Annotated in this window: 18 protein-coding genes; 6 read left to right on the forward strand and 12 right to left on the reverse strand. The window is 62.9% G+C overall.

Annotated features, from left to right (window positions below):
- Window positions 1–17: 17 nt before the first annotated feature.
- The 4 genes from QN224_RS16440 to QN224_RS16455 form a co-directional block, all read right to left on the reverse strand.
- Window positions 18–323: a hypothetical protein gene (locus QN224_RS16440; protein WP_173509778.1), complete on the reverse strand. Its 306-nt coding sequence runs from the start codon at window positions 321–323 to the stop codon at window positions 18–20.
- 327 nt (window positions 324–650) lie between these two features.
- The gene (locus tag QN224_RS16445; protein WP_283977567.1) at window positions 651–1016 is read right to left on the reverse strand and encodes a hypothetical protein; all 366 of its coding nucleotides are present in this window, start codon (window positions 1014–1016) and stop codon (window positions 651–653) included.
- A gap of 231 nt (window positions 1017–1247) precedes the next feature.
- Window positions 1248–1712 (reverse strand): chemotaxis protein CheW, encoded by a 465-nt coding sequence (locus QN224_RS16450; protein WP_283977568.1) that lies wholly within the window; start codon window positions 1710–1712, stop codon window positions 1248–1250.
- Window positions 1713–1714: 2 nt separating this feature from the next.
- The gene (locus QN224_RS16455) at window positions 1715–3796 is read right to left on the reverse strand and encodes a methyl-accepting chemotaxis protein (RefSeq protein ID WP_283977569.1); all 2082 of its coding nucleotides are present in this window, start codon (window positions 3794–3796) and stop codon (window positions 1715–1717) included.
- A 252-nt stretch (window positions 3797–4048) separates the two neighbouring features.
- Here QN224_RS16455 and QN224_RS16460 point away from each other — a divergent pair, with 252 nt between their 5' ends.
- The 4 genes from QN224_RS16460 to QN224_RS16475 all read left to right on the forward strand — a co-directional run bounded on the left by QN224_RS16460 (window position 4049) and on the right by QN224_RS16475 (window position 8457).
- Window positions 4049–4207: a hypothetical protein gene (locus QN224_RS16460; RefSeq protein WP_173509774.1), complete on the forward strand. Its 159-nt coding sequence runs from the start codon at window positions 4049–4051 to the stop codon at window positions 4205–4207.
- Window positions 4208–4339: 132 nt separating this feature from the next.
- Window positions 4340–4939 carry an SCO family protein gene (locus QN224_RS16465; RefSeq protein WP_283977570.1) on the forward strand — a complete coding sequence of 200 codons (600 nt, stop codon included), beginning with the start codon at window positions 4340–4342 and terminating at the stop codon, window positions 4937–4939.
- Between the two features lie 207 nt (window positions 4940–5146).
- Window positions 5147–6022 carry a 50S ribosomal protein L11 methyltransferase gene (locus QN224_RS16470; protein ID WP_283977571.1) on the forward strand — a complete coding sequence of 292 codons (876 nt, stop codon included), beginning with the start codon at window positions 5147–5149 and terminating at the stop codon, window positions 6020–6022.
- Between the two features lie 599 nt (window positions 6023–6621).
- Window positions 6622–8457 (forward strand): aminopeptidase P family protein, encoded by a 1836-nt coding sequence (locus QN224_RS16475; RefSeq protein ID WP_283977572.1) that lies wholly within the window; start codon window positions 6622–6624, stop codon window positions 8455–8457.
- A gap of 512 nt (window positions 8458–8969) precedes the next feature.
- Here QN224_RS16475 and QN224_RS16480 read toward each other — a convergent pair.
- The 7 genes from QN224_RS16480 to QN224_RS16510 form a co-directional block, all read right to left on the reverse strand.
- On the reverse strand, window positions 8970–9209 hold the full coding sequence (locus QN224_RS16480; protein ID WP_173509770.1) for a hypothetical protein: 240 nt from the start codon (window positions 9207–9209) through the stop codon (window positions 8970–8972).
- Window positions 9210–9320: 111 nt separating this feature from the next.
- Window positions 9321–9629, reverse strand: a complete 309-nt coding sequence (locus QN224_RS16485; RefSeq protein WP_173509769.1) for an AzlD family protein — start codon at window positions 9627–9629, stop codon at window positions 9321–9323.
- A gap of 3 nt (window positions 9630–9632) precedes the next feature.
- Window positions 9633–10352: an AzlC family ABC transporter permease gene (locus tag QN224_RS16490; protein ID WP_283977573.1), complete on the reverse strand. Its 720-nt coding sequence runs from the start codon at window positions 10350–10352 to the stop codon at window positions 9633–9635.
- 336 nt (window positions 10353–10688) lie between these two features.
- A complete protein-coding gene (panB, locus tag QN224_RS16495) occupies window positions 10689–11510 on the reverse strand; it encodes a 3-methyl-2-oxobutanoate hydroxymethyltransferase (protein WP_283977574.1) in 822 nt (273 codons plus the stop codon).
- Between the two features lie 2 nt (window positions 11511–11512).
- Complete coding sequence (gene panC / locus QN224_RS16500) at window positions 11513–12388, reverse strand: pantoate--beta-alanine ligase (protein WP_283977575.1); 876 nt, start codon at window positions 12386–12388, stop codon at window positions 11513–11515.
- Between the two features lie 390 nt (window positions 12389–12778).
- Window positions 12779–13378, reverse strand: coding sequence for an NAD(P)-binding domain-containing protein (locus QN224_RS16505; RefSeq protein WP_283977576.1), 600 nt, complete (start codon window positions 13376–13378; stop codon window positions 12779–12781).
- 36 nt (window positions 13379–13414) lie between these two features.
- Window positions 13415–14161 (reverse strand): SDR family oxidoreductase, encoded by a 747-nt coding sequence (locus QN224_RS16510; RefSeq protein WP_283977577.1) that lies wholly within the window; start codon window positions 14159–14161, stop codon window positions 13415–13417.
- A gap of 106 nt (window positions 14162–14267) precedes the next feature.
- Between QN224_RS16510 and QN224_RS16515 the strand changes: the two genes are divergently transcribed.
- Window positions 14268–15197 (forward strand): LysR family transcriptional regulator, encoded by a 930-nt coding sequence (locus QN224_RS16515; protein WP_283977578.1) that lies wholly within the window; start codon window positions 14268–14270, stop codon window positions 15195–15197.
- A 118-nt stretch (window positions 15198–15315) separates the two neighbouring features.
- A complete protein-coding gene (locus tag QN224_RS16520) occupies window positions 15316–15720 on the forward strand; it encodes a VOC family protein (protein WP_283977579.1) in 405 nt (134 codons plus the stop codon).
- Window positions 15721–15917: 197 nt separating this feature from the next.
- Here QN224_RS16520 and ligA read toward each other — a convergent pair whose 3' ends face one another.
- Window positions 15918–18071 carry an NAD-dependent DNA ligase LigA gene (ligA, locus tag QN224_RS16525; RefSeq protein WP_283977580.1) on the reverse strand — a complete coding sequence of 718 codons (2154 nt, stop codon included), beginning with the start codon at window positions 18069–18071 and terminating at the stop codon, window positions 15918–15920.
- Window positions 18072–18117 lie beyond the last annotated feature (46 nt).

An 18117-nucleotide genomic window follows, 5' to 3' on the forward strand; every position in this document is an offset into this window, starting at 1 on the left:
GTTTACGTTATTCCATGTCAGGGTTTCGGCGGGACGATACCGCGGTAATAATCGCCTTCACCCGGGTCATAGCGTTCCTGATAGGTTCCGGTATTCGGATATATGACCCGACCATTGTCGATGCTGCCTGTCGGCATCTCATCAACCGTACCCGGCACACCCCGGTTCTGCGGTATCACGGTGGACCGTACCTGGTTCTGGGTGCCCGGAGGGTTGTGCGGGTCGATGCCCTGGTAATAGGAGTCCGCAAAGGCTGGCGCCGCGGCGCCGACTACGGAGGACAGGGCAAATGCAACAAGTGATGTTTTCAGCGAAACTTTCATGACATTGGCTCCTATGTTCATTACGCATCCGGCCTCCAACGGATGCGGGAAGAATAACACCATTTTGAAGCGGTTGTTCCTTGCAAGCGGTGACGTTTTGTCACGAATGACTCATCCAACCGTGATGGAACATTACGCAAGTGTAACTTGACGCGGCACGCGACGGGCCGTCTCTGGCCCGTGTGCCTGGTCTCCCATGCGCATATGGGGAGCGCGGCACCCTTCCCGACAAAACAGCCGTCAGCACAGACGAAACGCCGCCCTTGGGGCGCTGGCCTGCTAGCCAGCGCCGGAGATCTTTATCGGTAAGCTGGATTGGTTATCCGCTCAGGGAACCGGTGCCGGGGGCATGATACCCTGATAGTAGTCGCCTTCACCGGGACCGTGGTATTCATTCCTGTAGTGCTCACGCACCTCGCCAGGGGCTCCCCTGACGCTGCCTGTCGACCTCGGATCGACGTAAATGCTGCCTGTCGACATCGGATCGACGTAGATGCTGCCCGTGGGCATTTCATCGACGTAATAGGGGGCCCGCTGCGTCGGTACTAGCATTGTGCCTCTGTTCTGGGTCCCTGGAGGATTATGCGGGTCGATGCCCTGATAGTAGCTGTCGGCAAAGGCCGAACCCGAAACACCTGCAAGGGCACTTGAGAGGACGATTGCAGCGAAAGATGTTTTCATGGAAACTCTCATGGCATTCTCCTGTGTCGCTAGCAGCATCCCCCTCCTAACGGATACTGCGTTTGTCACAATTGGTATAACGCCTTTGGCGGGCACGTGTTCCTGGAAAACAACTGGCGATTTGCCCCTCCTGCCTTGATGCGCGCGGCGAAAACATGTGGTTCGCCCGAGAGCAATCTGCATCCCTTTACGCGAAAAGGCCCGCCGAAGCGGGCCTTGCGATAACCGGAGCTTGCGTTCGGGCTATGCCGCCTGCGCCAGCTCGTCGGCGATGACGGTATCGAGGTTGAGGAAGCAGATCATCGTCTTTTCGAGCGCCACGATGCCGCGGCAGAAGGCGCGCTGCGCTTCCGGAATGATCTCCGGCGCCGGCTGCAGGTCTTCGCTGCGGATCGTCATCATGTCGGAAACCTGCTCGACCAGCAGGCCGACGAGCTTGCCGTTGATGTCGGTGACGATGATTGCCGAGCGTTCGGACGGTTCGGTCATCTTCATCCCGAGGCGGCAGGCCATATCGATCACCGGGATCACCGCCCCGCGCAGGTTGATAAGGCCGAGCACATAGGGCGGCGTATGCGGCATCGGCGTCACCGGCGCCCAGCCGCGAATTTCGCGGATCGCCATGATGTCGATGCAGAACTCCTGATCTCCAAGGTGGAAGGAGACGATTTCGAGATAGGCGCCGGACTGCTTGATAGCGTTGCTCATGATCAGAATTCTTCCCAATTGTCGCCGGATGCCGTCACGGACGGTGCAGAGCCCGGCTTGTTGCCGAAAGCGCCCGCCAGCTTGCCCATCAGGGCCTTGGCGGGGGATGGAGCTGGACGGGTGGACGCCTGCGCCGCCGCAGGTTTACGCAGCGGCACCGGCCTTGAGGGAGCGACGGCGCCGGCGCGGACGGAGGTGTTCGCCCTGGGCGGGGTGCCTGTCTTGATCGAGGGCTGCGCCGGCGCAGGCGCTGCCGCGCGGAATGCTGCCTCACTCACCTGCCCGTGGCGGAATTGGCTGACGAGCCCGCTGAGCTTCTCGGCGTCCTGCGCAAGCGTGTGGCTCGAAGCATTGGTCTGCTCGACCATCGCCGCGTTCTGCTGCGTCATCTGATCGAGCTGGCCGACCGCGGTGCTGATTTCGTTAAGTCCGGTCGACTGCTCGCGCGCCGCCATTACGATCGAGCTCATATGTTCGTTGATGCGCGCGACGTCGGCGCCGATGCGGCCGAGCGCCTCGCCGGTCGCTCGCACCAGCTTCACGCCCGTGCCGACCTCATTGCCGGATCGTGTGACGAGCGCCTTGATGTCCTTCGCCGCGCCAGCCGCCCGCTGGGCCAGTTCGCGAACCTCCTGGGCAACGACGGCAAAGCCCTTGCCGGCCTCACCCGCCCGCGCCGCCTCGACGCCGGCGTTGAGCGCCAAAAGGTTCGTCTGGAAGGCGATCTCATCGATGACGTTGATGATCTTGCCGATTTCGTTGGAGGCCCCCTCGATGCGAGCCATCGCGGAGATCGCCTGGCCGACGATGCGGCCGGATTCTTCCGCATTGGTGCGCGTCTCGTCGACCATGCGGCTCGCCTCCTCGGCGCGCTCGGTCGCGGTCTTCACGGTCACCGTGATTTCCTCCAGGGCTGCCGAGGTCTGCTCGAGCGACGCCGCCTGCCGTTCCGTCCGCCGAGCCAGATCATCGGCGGCGCTGCGCATCTGCCTGCCGTTCGATTCGATCGAGACGGCATTCTCCTTCACGTTCGAAAGAACGTGGCTCAGCTGTTCTACCGTGTTGTTGAAATCGCGGCGCAGCGCATCGAGACCGTCGGCGAAAGGCTCGCGGATCGCGACCGCCAGATTGCCCTCGGCAAGCTGGTTGAGTGCCCGCCCGAGCGCATCGACCGCGGCTTTGATGCGAGCGACGGCCTGATCGCGCTCGGCTTCCTGGCGCTGGCGCTCCTCTTCGATTTCCTTGCGGCTCACCGTCGCGTTCTGTTCGAGCGTGCGTTTCTCGATCGCCGATGCCCGGAACAGGTCGACCGAGCGCGCCATCTCGCCGATCTCGTCACCGCGCCCGAGCCCTGTCACATTGGAGTTCAGATCACCCGAATGGATCCGCTGCATGCTGTCGCGTAAGCTCAGGATCCCCCGGCGCAACGTGCTGCCGTGAAACCAGATCAGCCCCAGCAAGGTCGCCATCGCCAGCAGGCCGGCAGTTGCCTGCAGGATGAGTGCGTTCGTCGATGCGGCTTGTGTCTCGGCGATGCGTGCGGACGCGAGATCGGCGGCGGCTTCGCTCAACTGCGCGAGCGCAGCGGCCACGCGCTCTCCGCCACCGTCGATCGCATCGTCGATGCGGGCGAATTCCTCCGCTTGCGCCCCCGCCTCCACCAACGCCTTCAAGTCCACTTCGATTGCCTTGCGCAGTTCCGCGAGATCGGCATCGAAGCTCGAAAGCAATTCGGGTTTGCCGAGGAGACGCGCCAGCGCCTCGACATCGGCTTTCTTGGTACCCAGCGCTGCGAGAGAAGCCTGGATCTGGGCCGCGCGCTCAGGCAGAATCTTGCGCTCGTCGCGATCGACAATCGTGTCCATCGCCGCAAGCGTCAGTTCAAGACCGGCGAGCCGCATTTCCTCGACCGTTCGCATGCCTTGCTGCGCGGTGATCGCCTTTTCAAGCGTCTCCTCCGACCGCCGTTCCTCGTACAAGCCGACCGCGAGCACCGAACCGAAGCCGAGAAAGGCAGCGCCTGCAAGCGTCGCAAGTCGCTGGCTGACAGAAAAGGTGCGTCCGACGGATGGAAGGGTATTCATCAACTGGCAGTCCATTGCATTGGACCCGCCGCGGCAGGCGAGGTCGTCCGTTACGATCGATGCGGAAGGCCGGGCTCGATCAACCGGATGACCTCATGTCATGTCGAAGTGGTGCACTTCTCCGCGTTCGCCGACACTCGCAAACAGACCTTAAACATTCGCTAAAACACGGCTGCCAAGTTTGCGGATGAACCGCCGACGATCTGTCCCCAGGCCCTTTCCTTGGCGCCCTGCAGTGCTATGATCTGTTTCATGCGCACGGACACGAAGAAATCGCTCTCGCCCCTCGTTCTCGCCTTTGTCGCGGGCGCGTTCGCGCTCGTGGCCGTCCTCGCCTTCCAGGGCTGGATTGCACATGGCGCCGACATCTTCCTGTCGCTTGCCCAAGCCGGCCTTTCCTGGTGCTTCTGATACGTGTTCGCACGCGTGCCGCGTGATGGTCACCTGCGGCAATTCTCCCTTTGCGCCGGTGGTGGCGACGCGGTATCACAACGCCACGTTCATTGACGGCCCGCCGCGGCCCACAACAGACCGGTACCAACGATGAAATCCATACGCATTGCCCTTTGGGCGGCCATCCTTGTCATGGTGGCGATCCTCGGCTGGCTCACCTACGACATGACGCAATCGAAGCAGCAGGCATCCTCCGGCCCCTTCGGGGTGCCCTTCACGCTCGTCGCCCAGGACGGCAAGCCGATTACCGAAAAGGCGTTCACCGGCAAGCCGACCGCACTTTTCTTCGGTTTCACCCATTGCCCGGAAGTCTGCCCGACCACGCTATTCGAGATGAACGGCTGGCTCGAAAAGGTCGATCCCGACGGCAGCAAGCTGCAGGCCTATTTCATCACCGTTGATCCGGAGCGTGACACCCCCGAGATTCTCGGCCAGTACGTCTCCAACGTCTCCAAGCGTGTCACCGGCATTTCCGGCCCGCCGGAAAAGGTCCTCGAAATGGTCAAGGGCTATCGCGTCTACTACAAGAAGGTGCCGGTCGACGAAAAGAACCCGGACGGCGACTACACCATGGACCATACCGCCTCGGTGTTCCTGCTCGACGCGAACGGGCACTTCAGCGGCACGATCGCCTATGGCGAGAACCCGGCGACCGCCGTCCAGAAGCTCGAGAACCTGACCAAGGGCTGAGCTGTCAGTTCATCCGACATTCTCGGAAGCACCGTGCCCACAGCGCAGCGCGTCTTTTGAGACACGCAGCGCTGTAGCACTTTGAATTGCTGCACGTTTTTACCCTTAAGTCGGCGACGACTTAAGGAAACATGCAATAGCCGGCGCTTTGCGTTTGCGCCCCATTCATGATAGCGGCGGGGCCGACCACAGCCGAAGGACAGACCGTTGAGCGAGATACGACTTTTCGTCACCAGCACCGAGAAGCAGGCCGAGGCCGTGCTTGACGTCATGAGCGTGGTTTTCGAGGACGAGGACTACGCCATCGCGACGATGGAGATCGACGAGAAGCGCGACGTCTGGGAAGCCTCAATCTACATGATGGCTGATGAGGAGGATGGAGTGAGGGCGCGGCTTGCCGAAGCGCTTGCCGCCGATTTCTCCCACCTTTCGATCGAACGCGAGGTGCTGCCCGATATCGACTGGATCGCCAAGTCGCTGGAGGGGCTTGCCCCCGTGCGCGCCGGCCGCTTCGTCGTCCACGGCTCGCACGACCGCGACAAGGTCAACACCGGCGAAATCGCCATCGAGATCGACGCCGGCCAGGCTTTCGGCACGGGTCACCACGGCACGACGGCCGGGTGCCTCGAAGTGCTTGCCTCCGTCGCGCATACGCGGGCCGTGCGCAACGTCCTCGACCTCGGCACGGGAAGCGGCGTGCTCGCCATCGCCGCGTGGAAGCTCCTGCACGTACCGGTGCTTGCTACCGACATCGATCCGATCGCGACCCGCGTCGCGCGCGAAAACGCCCGGCGCAACGGTGTCGTCAACGGCATGACCTTTGCGACCGCCCCCGGTTTCCACTCTACGGCCTTCAGCGCCAACGGCCCCTTCGACCTGATCATCGCCAACATCCTGGCCCGGCCGCTGATGAAGATGGCGCCGCAGCTCGTCGCCAATCTCGCCGCCGGCGGCTCGGTCATTCTTTCGGGCATCCTCGCCGAACAGCGCTGGAGAGTGCTCGCCGCCTACAACGGCCAGCATCTCAAGCACGTGCGCACCATCTGGCGCAACGGCTGGGTCACGATCCACCTGACGAAATAGCGGCTCGCCGGCCGCGCAAGACAACCCCTCCACGTGGCGAAGCAGCGCGTCCTTCGCCGCTTGCAATACCGTAATCGGCGAAAGCGGGTAGCATTGATTTGAGACGTCCAGAAACGAAAAAGGCCGCCCGGTCCATCATGACGGGCGGCCCTTTTCGAAACAAAGGCGATGCCAGAGGCATCGCCTGTTGGCCGGCTTTGACACCGACCATGCCCGCGAGCCTGAGGAGGAGGAGCGCTCAAGCGGGCGTCTACCGTTCTGAAATTGGCCACCCTTGAGGGAGGAGGAGAACAGAACGACCAACTATTCTCAGAACCGCAGCTGTTTGAACCACCGGATGTTCGTCCGTGTTCGTTGAGCGGGCTTATAAACCATTATTCCGATAGAGATAGATGCTTTGCAGCATGGGTGCCATGCATGCGGTGCATATGTCCGCAGGATGGGCAAATGCCCTGCCTTCATGCCTCAGGCTCCGGCGGCGGTTCGGCCGCTTCCGTCTGTTCACGGCCGGATATCGCCTCTTTCCTCCGTAGCGGCCTTTCCGCTAACATGGCGATCATCCTAGCCGCGGATCTCCGCCACATTTACCGGAAATATCCATGTTTCAGTCCTTCGAAGTCACCTCCACGCCTCAGTTCGGCAAGGAGCGCACCGCCGCCCTGCGCGCCGCTTTCCCGGCCCTCGACATTGACGGCTTCCTCGTGCCGCGCGCCGACGAATTCCAGGGCGAATACGTGCCGGCCTCGTCCGAGCGCCTCTCGTGGCTCACGGGCTTCACCGGTTCTGCCGGCGTCGCGCTCATCACGCAGCGTGAAGCGATCGTCTTCGTCGATGGACGCTACGTGACCCAGCTCAAGGAACAGGTGGACGGCAGTGTCTTCACGGGTGGCGACCTTATCGGCGAACCGCCGCATGTCTGGCTGGAGGGTCATGCCCCGAAAGGCTTCCGCCTCGGCATCGACCCCTGGCTCCACACCGGCGCCGAGGTCCTCAAGCTGCAGAAGGCGCTCGCCGAGATCGGCGGCACGCTCGTTTTCCTCGATCATAACCCGCTTGACCGGATCTGGACTGCAAGGCCCGCCGCTCCGCTTGGCCGGGTGACGATCCAGCCGATCGAGCACGCCGGCCAACTGGCAAAGGACAAGATCGCCGCGATCGCCGCCGGCCTCGGAAAGACGAAGGCCGCCGCCGTCGTGCTCACTGACCCCTCCTCCGTCGCCTGGACCTTCAACATTCGAGGCAGCGACGTGCCGCACACGCCGCATCCGCTTGCCCGCGCCATTATCCATGCGGGCGGCCACGCCGAAATCTTTCTCGACAAGCGCAAGACCGGCATCGAGCAGGAAGCCTATCTCACCCAGCTTGCCGATATCATCGCACCCGCGGGTTTCGAAGACCGGCTGGCGGCACTGGCGGCGACCGGCGCGGCCATCATGATCGACCCGGACCTTGCTCCTTTCGCTATCGGCGAACTGATCCGCCAGAAGGGCGGGTCGGTCATAGGCGCGGTCGATCCGGCCCGCCTCCCCCGCGCCCGCAAGAATGGCGCCGAGATCCAAGGCTCAGTCCGGGCCCATCTGCAGGACGGCGCCGCGATGGTCGAATTCCTCGCCTGGCTCGACCGGACGGAACCGGGCAGCGTAACCGAGATCGCCGCGACGGAACGGCTGGAGGCCACACGCGCGACCGTCGGCGAACGCATGCAGAACCCATTGAAGGACATTTCGTTCGATACGATCGCCGGCGCCGGCTCGCACGCCGCGATCATGCACTACCGCGTGACGACCGATACGGATCGGGCGATCGAGGCAGGAACCATGTTCCTGATCGATTCCGGCGCGCAATACGTCAATGGCACGACCGACATTACCCGGACTGTTGCGATCGGCGCCGTTCCGGAGGAGCAGAAGCGCTTCTTCACGCTGGTGCTGAAAGGCATGATCGCAATCAGCACGGCCCGTTTTCCCAAAGGCTCGCGCGGCGTCGACCTCGATCCGCTCGCCCGCATCGCGCTCTGGAAGGCGGGTGCCGACTACGCCCACGGCACCGGCCATGGCGTCGGCTCCTATCTTTCGGTGCATGAGGGCCCGCAGCGCATTGCGCGGCTTTCGACCCAGGAACTGCTGTCGGGCATGATCCTTTCCAACGAGCCCGGTTATTATCGCCCGGGCGCCTTCGGCATCCGCATCGAAAATCTCGTCGTCGTCCGCGACGCCTCCGAGATCGAGGGCGGCGACCTGCCGATGCTCGGATTCGACACGCTGACCTACTGCCCGATCGATCGGCGCCTCGTTCTCCCCGCGCTGCTGACGGACGACGAACTTGCCTGGCTGAACGCCTACCACGCGGAAACGCGCGAGAAGCTCATGCCGCTGCTCGCCAGCGACGAGACGCGCAACTGGCTAAAGGCCGCCACGGAAGCGATCGCGCGTTAGAGCAATTTCAGGAGAAGTGTGTAGCGGTTCTCCGTCCGGGTACGTTCAATGAGTTGGCTCATTTCATTGTTTCAATGAGACAATGAAGTGATCTGGCACTCCAGTATGCCGAACAGGGGAAAGGCCTTTCCGCGCCGGTTGGGCCGCGGAAGCCGGAATCGTTCGATTATGGCTGGTTGCAGGAGGCCCGGCATAGGTTGGGGGCTGGGGCAGCCGGGCCTCCGTTGGGAGGTTTATGGTCTCTACCAACAACAACTTTATATTTCCCGCGACGCTCGCGCGTAACCCGAAAATTTTACTGGATTTGACAATCATCAATCGCTTGGGCCTGAAACGTGATGCCGTCCGTCCGCATGGCGCGCCCCTGGGCCGAGCCGACGGCTTCGCCACCCGCAGTCCACACAGGGCGCGGACGTCAAGACTCCGGCCACGGCGCCGAACCTGCGGCTTGACCGATCGGTCGCGGATTTCGCGGAAATTGAAAACCGGGCGTGTTAGCCCGGCTCCTAAATTCAGATTCCCAACATTTTCTTTGCCTCGCCGAGCGCTGCCTCCGAACCGGCGTGATCGCCAGCCTGGTGCAGGTCTTCGCCCTGCTTGCGCAGTTCCTTGACCTTGGCCATGTCAGCCTCGGAAAGGGAGGCTGACGGCAGGGCCGCGTCGATTGCGGCCATCTGCGAGGGGCACGAATTGGCGAAGGCGGTCACGGGCGCGAGCGCCAGCAAAAGGGCAATCGATATCCTGATCATCATGGGTCGCTCCTCCACGGCCGGAGGGCCGATGCCCTCTCCGGCAATGAAAGGATGATAGTCCAGTAGCGCTCGAACGCCAATGCCGGCCGGAAGCTCTCGTTTCCTGCAGGTCTACAGAACCAGGTGCCGGATAGCCATTACCGCAACCCAGCCGACAAGCAGCATGCGAAGTGTCGAGAAGCGCAGCCCGATTGCAAAGGCAACGAGCATGGACGCCGCGACGTCGAAGCCGCCATAGACGAAGGCCGGCGCAACCAACGTCGTCAGAACCGCCGCCGGGACGGCATTCAGCGCCGCCTCGAGCCGCGGCGGAATGCGCTTCAATTGGGTGATCAGCACATAGCCGCCGAACCGGGTTGCGAAAGTGGCGAGCGCCGCGGCGATGATCAGGTAGATCAGGTTGAGGTGCTGGGCATCCATGGCTCAGGCCTCCTTTTCAACGGCCGCCGGCCCCTGCCGCAGGCGAGGCTCCTGCGGCAGGAAAGCCGCGAGCAGGATGCCGGCAAGCGCGCCGATGCTGACATGCCAGGGCGAGCCGACGAAATGCATGGCGGCAACGGAGGCGACGGCGCTGGTAGCAACCACGGGCAGGAAGCGATCGCGCGTGCGAAAGCCGAGCACAAGGCCCAGGAAATAGATCGGCAACAACACATCGAGGCCGATCGCCTTCGGGTCGCCGATCAACTGCCCGAAAAGCGCGCCGACAAGCGTGTTGAGAATCCAGGGAAAATAGATGACGAGGCCGAAGCCGAGATACCAGGAGAAGGTCACCGGCAGGCCCCGCTCGCCACGCTGTTCCGTCTCGGCATATTGCGGATCGACCAGCAGGAAGAAGGCCAACAGTTTCTGCACGAGCGTGAAGTGGCGGATATGCTTTGCGATCGAGGCCGAATAGAGCACGTGGCGGAAGTTGACCGCAAAAACCGAAAGCACGACCAGCCACGGCTGGACATTGTTGCCAAAGAGTTCGATGCCGACCATCTGGCTGGCGCCCGCATAGACGGTCGCGCTCATGAACACCGCATCGGCGACCGAAAAGCCGTTGTCGACCGCAAGCGCCCCGAAGAGCGCGCCGAAGGGTGACGCGGAAAGCATGACGGGAAAGCCGCCGCGCAGGCCCGCCCGGAAATCGTCTCTGTTCATGATCATCCTCCGCCGAACCGGAGGCACGTCCGCGACCCGGCATGGGGGACAGATAGGCGCTGGCGCACGGCGCGACAATTCAATTGCGCTGATGCAGTGATTGAATTTTCTGATGTTTGGCCGGGCGGCTGCCCGGCGCGGTCCGGCAGCGGGAGCTGCGACCCTTGGGGGATCGTCCGGCGGACATACCGTTTTGCCCGCATTTCTGCCCCTCATCCCGCTGCCGCGACCTTCTCCCGTCTTGACGGGGAGAAGGGACAAGCCGCGGCGCCTCAGTCCCCTCTGCCTGGGGAGAGGGTTAGGGTGAGGGACAAAGATTGCGATCGCCTGTGGCGATCAGCGCTTGACCTGGAACGTATGTTCGATACCCGGGAACGTCCGCGCCTTCACCTCGTTGGCATAATCCTCGACGGCCTTCGAGATCGCCGGCGCGAGTTCGGCGAAATGCTTGACGAAACGCGGCTTGAAGTCGTTGAAGAGGCCGAGCATGTCGTCCGACACGAGGATCTGGCCGTCGCAGGCGGGCGATGCGCCGATGCCGATCGTAGGCGCCCGCAGGGTCGCGGTGATCTCTCGGGCGACGGGTTCCACCGTACCCTCGACGACGATCGCAAAGGCGCCGGCGTCGTCGATCGCCTTGGCGTCGCGGCGGATCTTGGCCACTTCCTTCTCGTTGCGGCCGACCGAACGGTAGCCGCCCGTGGTATTGACGAGCTGCGGCATGAGGCCGACATGGCCGAGCACCGGAATGCCGCGGCTGACGAGGAAATCGACCGTCTCGGCCATTTCCGCCCCGCCCTCCAGCTTGACGGCGCTGCAACCGGTTTCCTTCAGGATACGGGCGGCGCTACGGAAGGCCTGCTCCTTCGATTCCTGATAGGAGCCGAAGGGAAGATCGATGACGACGCAGGAGCGTTCGGAGCCGCGCATCACCGCCTGGCCATGCGCGATCATCATGTCGAGCGTGACGCCGACGGTCGTGTCGAGGCCGTAAAGCACCATGCCGAGCGAATCGCCGACGAGCAGGAAATCGACGTGCGGGTCCAACAGGCGCGCGATCGGCGTCGTATAGGCGGTGAGGCTGACGATCGGGCGTTCGCCCTTCAGCGCTTCGATACTGGCGGGGCTCAGCCGCCGCTTCGTGGTTTGTACGCTCATTCTCAGGCAACCTTTGCAAAACGGGCGGATTTCGGAGCGATAACACGGTTATCGAGCAGCTTCGTGGTACCGAAGCGGACAAAAAGCAGGAGAAGAACCGGCTTCTCGCCGATTTCCTGGATCGGCTCCAGCGTTTCCGGGTCGCGCAGCGCGACGACCTCGGGCCGGGCCAGCGGTTCGGTGGAAAGGAAGTCGATGACGCCCTTCTCGACCGCGGCAGCGTCGATCATTCCGCCGGAAATCAGCCGCTCGGCCACGTCCAGCGCCTTCGGAACGACTGCGGCAGCGCGGCGCTCGTCCGCGGTCAGATAGACGTTGCGCGACGAACAGGCGAGGCCGTCGGCTTCGCGCACCGTCGGCACTCCGATCACCGAGACGGGCTGCGCCAGATCCTCGACCATGCGCCGGATGATCTGGAGCTGCTGGAAATCCTTCTCGCCGAAATAGGCGCGATCCGGCTGCACGATGTTGAAGAGCTTGGTGACGACGGTCGCGACACCGGCGAAATGGCCGGGCCGGACCGAGCCCTCGAGTTCCGAGCCGAGCTTCGGCAAGTCGACAACCGTTTCCATCGGACGCGGATACATGTCGGAAACGCCAGGCGCGAACAGAAAATCAACGCCGCCATCGGCGAGCATCGCCTCGTCGCGAGCAAGGTCGCGCGGATATTTGGCGAGATCCTCGTTCGGCCCGAACTGCAGCGGATTGACGAAGATGCTGGCGACGACCACGTCGTTCTCGCTGCGCGCGCGGCGCACGAGTTCCATGTGACCGACGTGAAGATACCCCATCGTGGGGACAAGACCGATGGTCTTCCCCGTCCGCCTGTGCTCGGCAAGGGCTGCGCGCAGCTCGGTGATGGTGGTTATGGTTCTCATCTCCGGATCCTCCAATCCGCCGGGGGCACTGAGTGGCGCGCCCCGTTTCGCCGATATGGCTACTGCACGACTCCTTAAATCGGAACCGACTTAAGGAATCACCCGGCAATTCAAAGTGCTACAGCGAACCTTGCGCGTCCGGTGGGACGCACGGCGCCGTCGTAGCCAGCCCCGCGAAAAGGCAATTGCACAAATTTTGGCTGCAAAAAGCTCTATCTTGTGCAGCGCAAAAAGACAAATGGAAATGGTGTGAGGAAGGATCAGCGTAAGCCAAAAAGCAGGCCGGATCGTCCGGCCTACCTGATCTTGGATCATTTCATTTGTCGAAATGATCCAATGCTTTGGAACAACGCCATTCCGGACGGAAACCGTTGCACAGGTGGAATTGCTCTAGTCGAACTTCACCAGATTGAGCGCCGGCAGCGGACCGCCGGGGAACTGCGCGAGCTTTCCGCCAATGGAGAGCGGGCCGAGATCGATGCCGAAGAAGCCGAGGCGGTCGATCAGGTGCGCAACCTCCGCCTTGGCGGCGTCGTCATTGCCCGAGAAGAACAGGACGCGGCGCCCGCCTTCCGCATTCGGATTGCCCGAGACGAGATGCGGCTGCAGATGATTGAACGCCTTGACCACGCGGGCCCCGGGAACGAGATCGGCAAAGATCTCGCTCGAAAGCCGCCCGTTGAGCTCGGCGGGCTTGAAGAGCGGCGCCTCGATCGGATTGTTCGCGTCGATGACGATGCGGCCGTCCCAGTCCGGCAGGCCGGCAAGCGCCTTTGGAAGTTTCGACCAGTTGACGGCGACAAGGACGATATCGGCGCTTGCGGCCTCCTCGCGCGTACCAGCGGTGATGTAAGGGGCGAGTTCGCCGGCAAGCTCTTTCAGGCTCTCCGGCCCGCGGCTATTGGAAATGACGGCCGGTACGCCGGCTCTCGCGAGCGCCCGGGCAAAGGCCGATCCGATATTACCGGATCCGATGATGCCGATGGACATGGCACGTTCCTTTCGATGTTCCCGTTTGTTCCGACGTCAGGCCGTAAAGCCGCCGTCCGCGACGATGTCGGCACCAGTAACGAAGGCTGCTTCGGGGCTCGACAGATAGGCAACGACGCTTGCGATCTCCTCCGGCTTGCCGTAGCGGCCTATCGCCATGCCGGGACCGACGATCTTGGAGACCGGGCCGCCATCCGGATTCATGTCGGTGTCGGTGGGGCCGGGATGCACCGTGTTGACGGTGATGCCGCGCGGCCCGAGATCGCGCACCAGGCTGCGGTTGAAGCCGGCAACGGCACCCTTGGTCAGCGTGTAGAGCGAGGCGGTCGGAAAGGCCGCGTAGCGCACCATCGAGCTGCCGATGTGGATGACGCGCCCGCCGCTCTTCATATGGCGCACGGCCTCCTGCGTGGCGACGAAGACGCCGGTGACGTTGACCGCAATCATGCGATTGTAATCCGTCTCGGTGATCTCGTCGATCGGACCGCCGAGCGCGATGCCGGCATTGTTGACGAGTATATCGATGCCGCCGAACATCCTGACCGCCTTGGTGACGGCCGCGCGTACCGCAGCGGCATCACCGGCGTCCGCCCTGATGGCGGCGGCGCGGCCGCCCTTGACCTTGATCGCGTCAACCACCGCGGCGGCCCTTTCGGGCGATCCGTGATAGGTGATGGCGACGGCGGCACCGTCGTTCGCAAGGCGTTTGGCGATGGCAGCGCCGATCGAGCGGGAGCCGCCGGTGACGAAAGCGACCTTTCCTTGAAGGTTCTGGCTGGACATTGTCTTCACTCCATTGAGGTTTCGATGGAGTGGATATTGCCATCCCATTCAGCTAGAATAAGTCGGTAATTACTTTCAGAACTTTCAACGATCACTTGAAAGCTCCATGGAAACGCTTGCCAATCTCGAATCCTTCGTCCGCAGCGCCGAGCATTGCGGCTTCTCCGGTGCCGCCCGGCGTCTCGGCCTGACGCCCGCAGCCGTCAGCCGCAATGTCGCGATGCTCGAAAGAAACCTCGGCATCCGCCTCTTCCATCGTTCGACCCGCAAGCTGACGCTGACGGAGGACGGCGAGCGCTTCCTGGCCGCGATCCGCGACAATCTCGAAGGACTGCAAAGCGCGATCGCCGAAGCAGGCGGCGAACAGGGGGGACCCGCGGGCGTGCTCAAGGTCAGCCTCAGCCCGACCTTCGGGATCGACCACATTCTGCCGCTGCTGCCGGACTTCCTGAAGCAATACCCGGCGATCCGGATCGACTGGCAGTTCGACAACCGGCAGGTCGATCTCGTCGCGGAAGGTTTCGACGCAGCAATCGGCGGCGGTTTCGAGCTGTCGCCCGGCATCGTCTCGCGGGTGCTTGCTCCCGCCCATATCATCGCGGTCGCCTCTCCTGCCTATCTCGTCGGGCGAAGCCCGCTGCTCGATCCCGCCGGTCTCGCCGACCTCGACGGCATCGTCATGCGTTCGGCGCGCACTGGCCGCATCCGGCAATGGATAATGCGCAACGCCGCGGGGGAGGAAATGGCCGCCGCGCCGAAGGAGACGATCGTCGTCAACGATCCGGCCGCCATGTGCCGCGCCGCACTCCTCGGCCTCGGCGTGACCTTGGTTGCCGTGCCGGACGTACTGCCCCATCTCGAATCCGGCGAACTCGTCCGCGTCCTGCCCAAATGGTATGCCGATGCCGGCCCGATATCGGTCTATTATGGCAGCCGCACGCTTCTACCCGCCAAGGCACGTGTCTTCATCGATTTCGTCGCCGATCATTTCAAACGGCACAGGCTTGCGGAACGTTTTGCCGGCAGCCTTGGCTGATCATGCTTGAAAGTTTTCGCCGCGGCGCCAGCTAAATTTCGCCACCCCTGTCGGCTGGCGAGGCCCCGCTTCGTCCTTGCCGCGTAGAAGCAAAGATCTCTTTCACGAGGAACATTCCATGCGCATGATTTTCGTTAACCTGCCAGTCAAGAACCTTGAGGCCTCGCGGGCATTCTTCTCCGCCCTCGGCTTCACCTTCAACGAACAGTTCTCGGACGAGACTGCCGCCTGCATGGTCATCGACGACAATATCTTCGCCATGCTTCTGACGGAGGCGAAATTCCGTGATTTCATCACCGGGGAGATCAGCGACGCGTCCAAGGGCACGGAAGTCATCACCGCCCTTTCCGCCGCGAGTCGCGCCGAGTGTGACGACATGCTCGCCAAGGCGCTCGCCGCCGGCGCCAAGCCGTGGAAGCCGGCGATCGACTACGGCTCGATGTACGGCATCAGCTTCCAGGATCTGGATAGCCACGTCTGGGAGTTCATGTGGATGGATATGTCGGCAGAGCAGGCGGCGTGACCAGCTGAGCCGGAGGACGTACCGCTCGCACTTATTGTTTGCCGCTGGCTTTCCCGTTGCTCCGTCATCCTCGGGCTTGATGTTTAGCCCGAGGATAACGGAGCGTAGTGCCTCTGCATCCCTCTACCGACGAGCCGTTGCGACGCCACTGCCGTCCGCGCGGCGAAAGACTCAAGCGATTCAAAGCCTACTGACGCTCACCCGCCGATCAGCGCCAGCCACTCGTCCTCGTCCATGGTCTGGATGCCGAGTTCGCGGGCCTTGTCGAGCTTGGAGCCCGCACCGGGGCCGGCCACGACGATGTCGGTCTTTTTCGACACTGAGCCCGCCACTTTCGCGCCGAGACTTTCTGCCTTCGCCTTCGCCTCGTCGCGCGTCATCTTCTCGAGCGAGCCGGTGAAAACCACCGTCTTGCCCGCAACCGGACTATCAGTCACGACCGGCATCTCGGCACTTTCCGGCGTCACTTCCTCGATAAGCCGCGAAACGACCTCGACGTTGCGGGGCTCCTTGTAGAACTCGACGATGGCACGGGCGACGACCTCGCCTATGCCGTCGATGCTGTTGAGTTCGTTCCAGGCGTCGCCGGCAAAACTGCCCGCCTCGATCATCGCTGCGCCAAAATGATCGTAACTGCCATAGGAGCGCGCAAGCAGCTTCGCCGTCGTCTCTCCCACGTGGCGTATGCCGAGCGCATAGATGAAGCGGTGAAGCGCGATCGAGCGGCGGGTATTGATCGCCTCGAAGAGCTTTCTGACGCTGACCTTGCCGAAGCCCTCGATGTTTTCGAGCTTGGTGAGCGAGGACTCCTGGCGGCGCTCCAGCGTGAAGATCTCCGGTGCGGTACGGATCCTGAGGTTCTCGTCTTCGCTTTCAAAGAAGAATTCAATCTGCTTGGAGCCAAGCCCTTCGATGTCGAAGGCATTGCGCGAGACGAAGTGTTTCAGGTGCTCGACCGCCTGGGCCCGGCAGACGAAGCCGCCGGTGCAGCGGCGTACGGCATCGACCTTGCCGGATTTCTCGTTGAGATCGCGCACCGCATGGCTGCCGCAGACAGGGCATGTGGCCGGGAACTTGTAGGGCTCCGCACCTTCCGGCCGCTCGTCCATCACCACGTCGACGATCTGCGGAATGACGTCCCCTGCCCGCTGGACGACGACCATGTCGCCGATCCGGATGTCGCGCCCTTCGCGGATTGCTTCGCCGCTATTGCCGACACCGCGGATATAGTCCTCGTTGTGCAGGGTTGCGTTCGTCACCACCACCCCGCCGACGGTGATCGGCTCCAGCCGCGCCACCGGTGTCAGTGCGCCGGTACGACCGACCTGGATATCGATGCCCTTGAGCCGGGTGAAGGCCTGCTCGGCCGGGAACTTGTGCGCAGTCGCCCATCGCGGCGAACGCGAGCGAAAGCCGAGGCGCGCCTGCAGGTCGAGCCGGTCGACCTTGTAGACGACGCCGTCGATATCGTAGTCGAGGTCCGGCCGCTCGCGCTCGATGTGGTGATAGTGTTCCAACAATTCGTCCGCGGAAGAGAAGCGCTGCATCAGCGGATTGACCGGGAAACCCCAGGCCTTGAACGCTTCGACCATGCCGAATTGCGTGTCCGCCGGCATTGCCGACATCTCGCCCCAGGCATAGGCGAAGAACCGGAGCTTTCGGCTCGCCGTCACCTTGGCGTCGAGCTGTCGGAGCGAGCCGGATGCCGTGTTGCGCGGATTGACGTAAAGGGGCCTGCCCTGCGCCGCCATCTCGGCATTGAGCGCAGCGAAGTCCGACTTCGCCATGTAGATCTCGCCGCGGACTTCGACCACATCCGGTGCGTCCGCTGGAAGCGTCTTGGGGATCATGCCGATGGTGCGGACATTGGCGGTGACGTTCTCGCCGGTCGTGCCGTCGCCGCGTGTCGCAGCCGTCACCAGCCGGCGGTTTTCATAGCGCAGCGACATCGAAAGCCCGTCGATCTTCGGCTCGGCCGTAAAGTCGATCGAATGATCCGGAAGTCGTCCGAGGAAGCGATAGATGGCGGCGAGGAAATCGCGGGCGTCCTCGTCGGAAAAGGTGTTGTCGAGGGAAAGCATCGGCCGCGCATGGATGACCGGCTGGAAGGTGAGCGAGGGTGCCGCGCCGACCTTCCGCGAGGGGCTGTCCTCACGGATGAGTGCGGGAAACCGCGCCTCGATCAGGTCGTTGCGCCGCTTCAGCGCGTCGTAATCGGCATCCGAGATTTCCGGTGCGTCCTGCCCATGATAGAGCGCGTCATGCCGGGCAAGCTCGCTCGCGAGAAAGGCCAGTTCCTCGGCGGCCTCCGTTTCGGTCAACTGCTCGACTGGTTTTCTTTCATTCGACATGGGCGACGACTCCGGATTCGCGAGTCGTTTTGTACTTCATGATTCT

Source organism: Sinorhizobium sp. 7-81 (assembly GCF_030124405.1).
Lineage (GTDB): Bacteria > Pseudomonadota > Alphaproteobacteria > Rhizobiales > Rhizobiaceae > Sinorhizobium > Sinorhizobium psoraleae.

Coding starts and splice junctions, on each gene's coding strand:
- QN224_RS16490 (WP_283977573.1), bottom strand. CDS start 10,352: ATGAACAGAGACGATTTCCGGGCGGGCCTGCGCGGCGGCTTTCCCGTC.
- QN224_RS16475 (WP_283977572.1), top strand. CDS start 6,622: ATGTTTCAGTCCTTCGAAGTCACCTCCACGCCTCAGTTCGGCAAGGAG.
- QN224_RS16440 (WP_173509778.1), bottom strand. CDS start 323: ATGAAAGTTTCGCTGAAAACATCACTTGTTGCATTTGCCCTGTCCTCC.
- QN224_RS16465 (WP_283977570.1), top strand. CDS start 4,340: ATGAAATCCATACGCATTGCCCTTTGGGCGGCCATCCTTGTCATGGTG.
- QN224_RS16515 (WP_283977578.1), top strand. CDS start 14,268: ATGGAAACGCTTGCCAATCTCGAATCCTTCGTCCGCAGCGCCGAGCAT.
- QN224_RS16505 (WP_283977576.1), bottom strand. CDS start 13,378: ATGTCCATCGGCATCATCGGATCCGGTAATATCGGATCGGCCTTTGCC.
- QN224_RS16460 (WP_173509774.1), top strand. CDS start 4,049: ATGCGCACGGACACGAAGAAATCGCTCTCGCCCCTCGTTCTCGCCTTT.
- QN224_RS16445 (WP_283977567.1), bottom strand. CDS start 1,016: ATGAGAGTTTCCATGAAAACATCTTTCGCTGCAATCGTCCTCTCAAGT.
- QN224_RS16485 (WP_173509769.1), bottom strand. CDS start 9,629: ATGGATGCCCAGCACCTCAACCTGATCTACCTGATCATCGCCGCGGCG.
- QN224_RS16455 (WP_283977569.1), bottom strand. CDS start 3,796: ATGAATACCCTTCCATCCGTCGGACGCACCTTTTCTGTCAGCCAGCGA.
- QN224_RS16450 (WP_283977568.1), bottom strand. CDS start 1,712: ATGAGCAACGCTATCAAGCAGTCCGGCGCCTATCTCGAAATCGTCTCC.
- QN224_RS16520 (WP_283977579.1), top strand. CDS start 15,316: ATGCGCATGATTTTCGTTAACCTGCCAGTCAAGAACCTTGAGGCCTCG.
- panC (WP_283977575.1), bottom strand. CDS start 12,388: ATGAGAACCATAACCACCATCACCGAGCTGCGCGCAGCCCTTGCCGAG.
- ligA (WP_283977580.1), bottom strand. CDS start 18,071: ATGTCGAATGAAAGAAAACCAGTCGAGCAGTTGACCGAAACGGAGGCC.
- QN224_RS16480 (WP_173509770.1), bottom strand. CDS start 9,209: ATGATGATCAGGATATCGATTGCCCTTTTGCTGGCGCTCGCGCCCGTG.
- panB (WP_283977574.1), bottom strand. CDS start 11,510: ATGAGCGTACAAACCACGAAGCGGCGGCTGAGCCCCGCCAGTATCGAA.
- QN224_RS16510 (WP_283977577.1), bottom strand. CDS start 14,161: ATGTCCAGCCAGAACCTTCAAGGAAAGGTCGCTTTCGTCACCGGCGGC.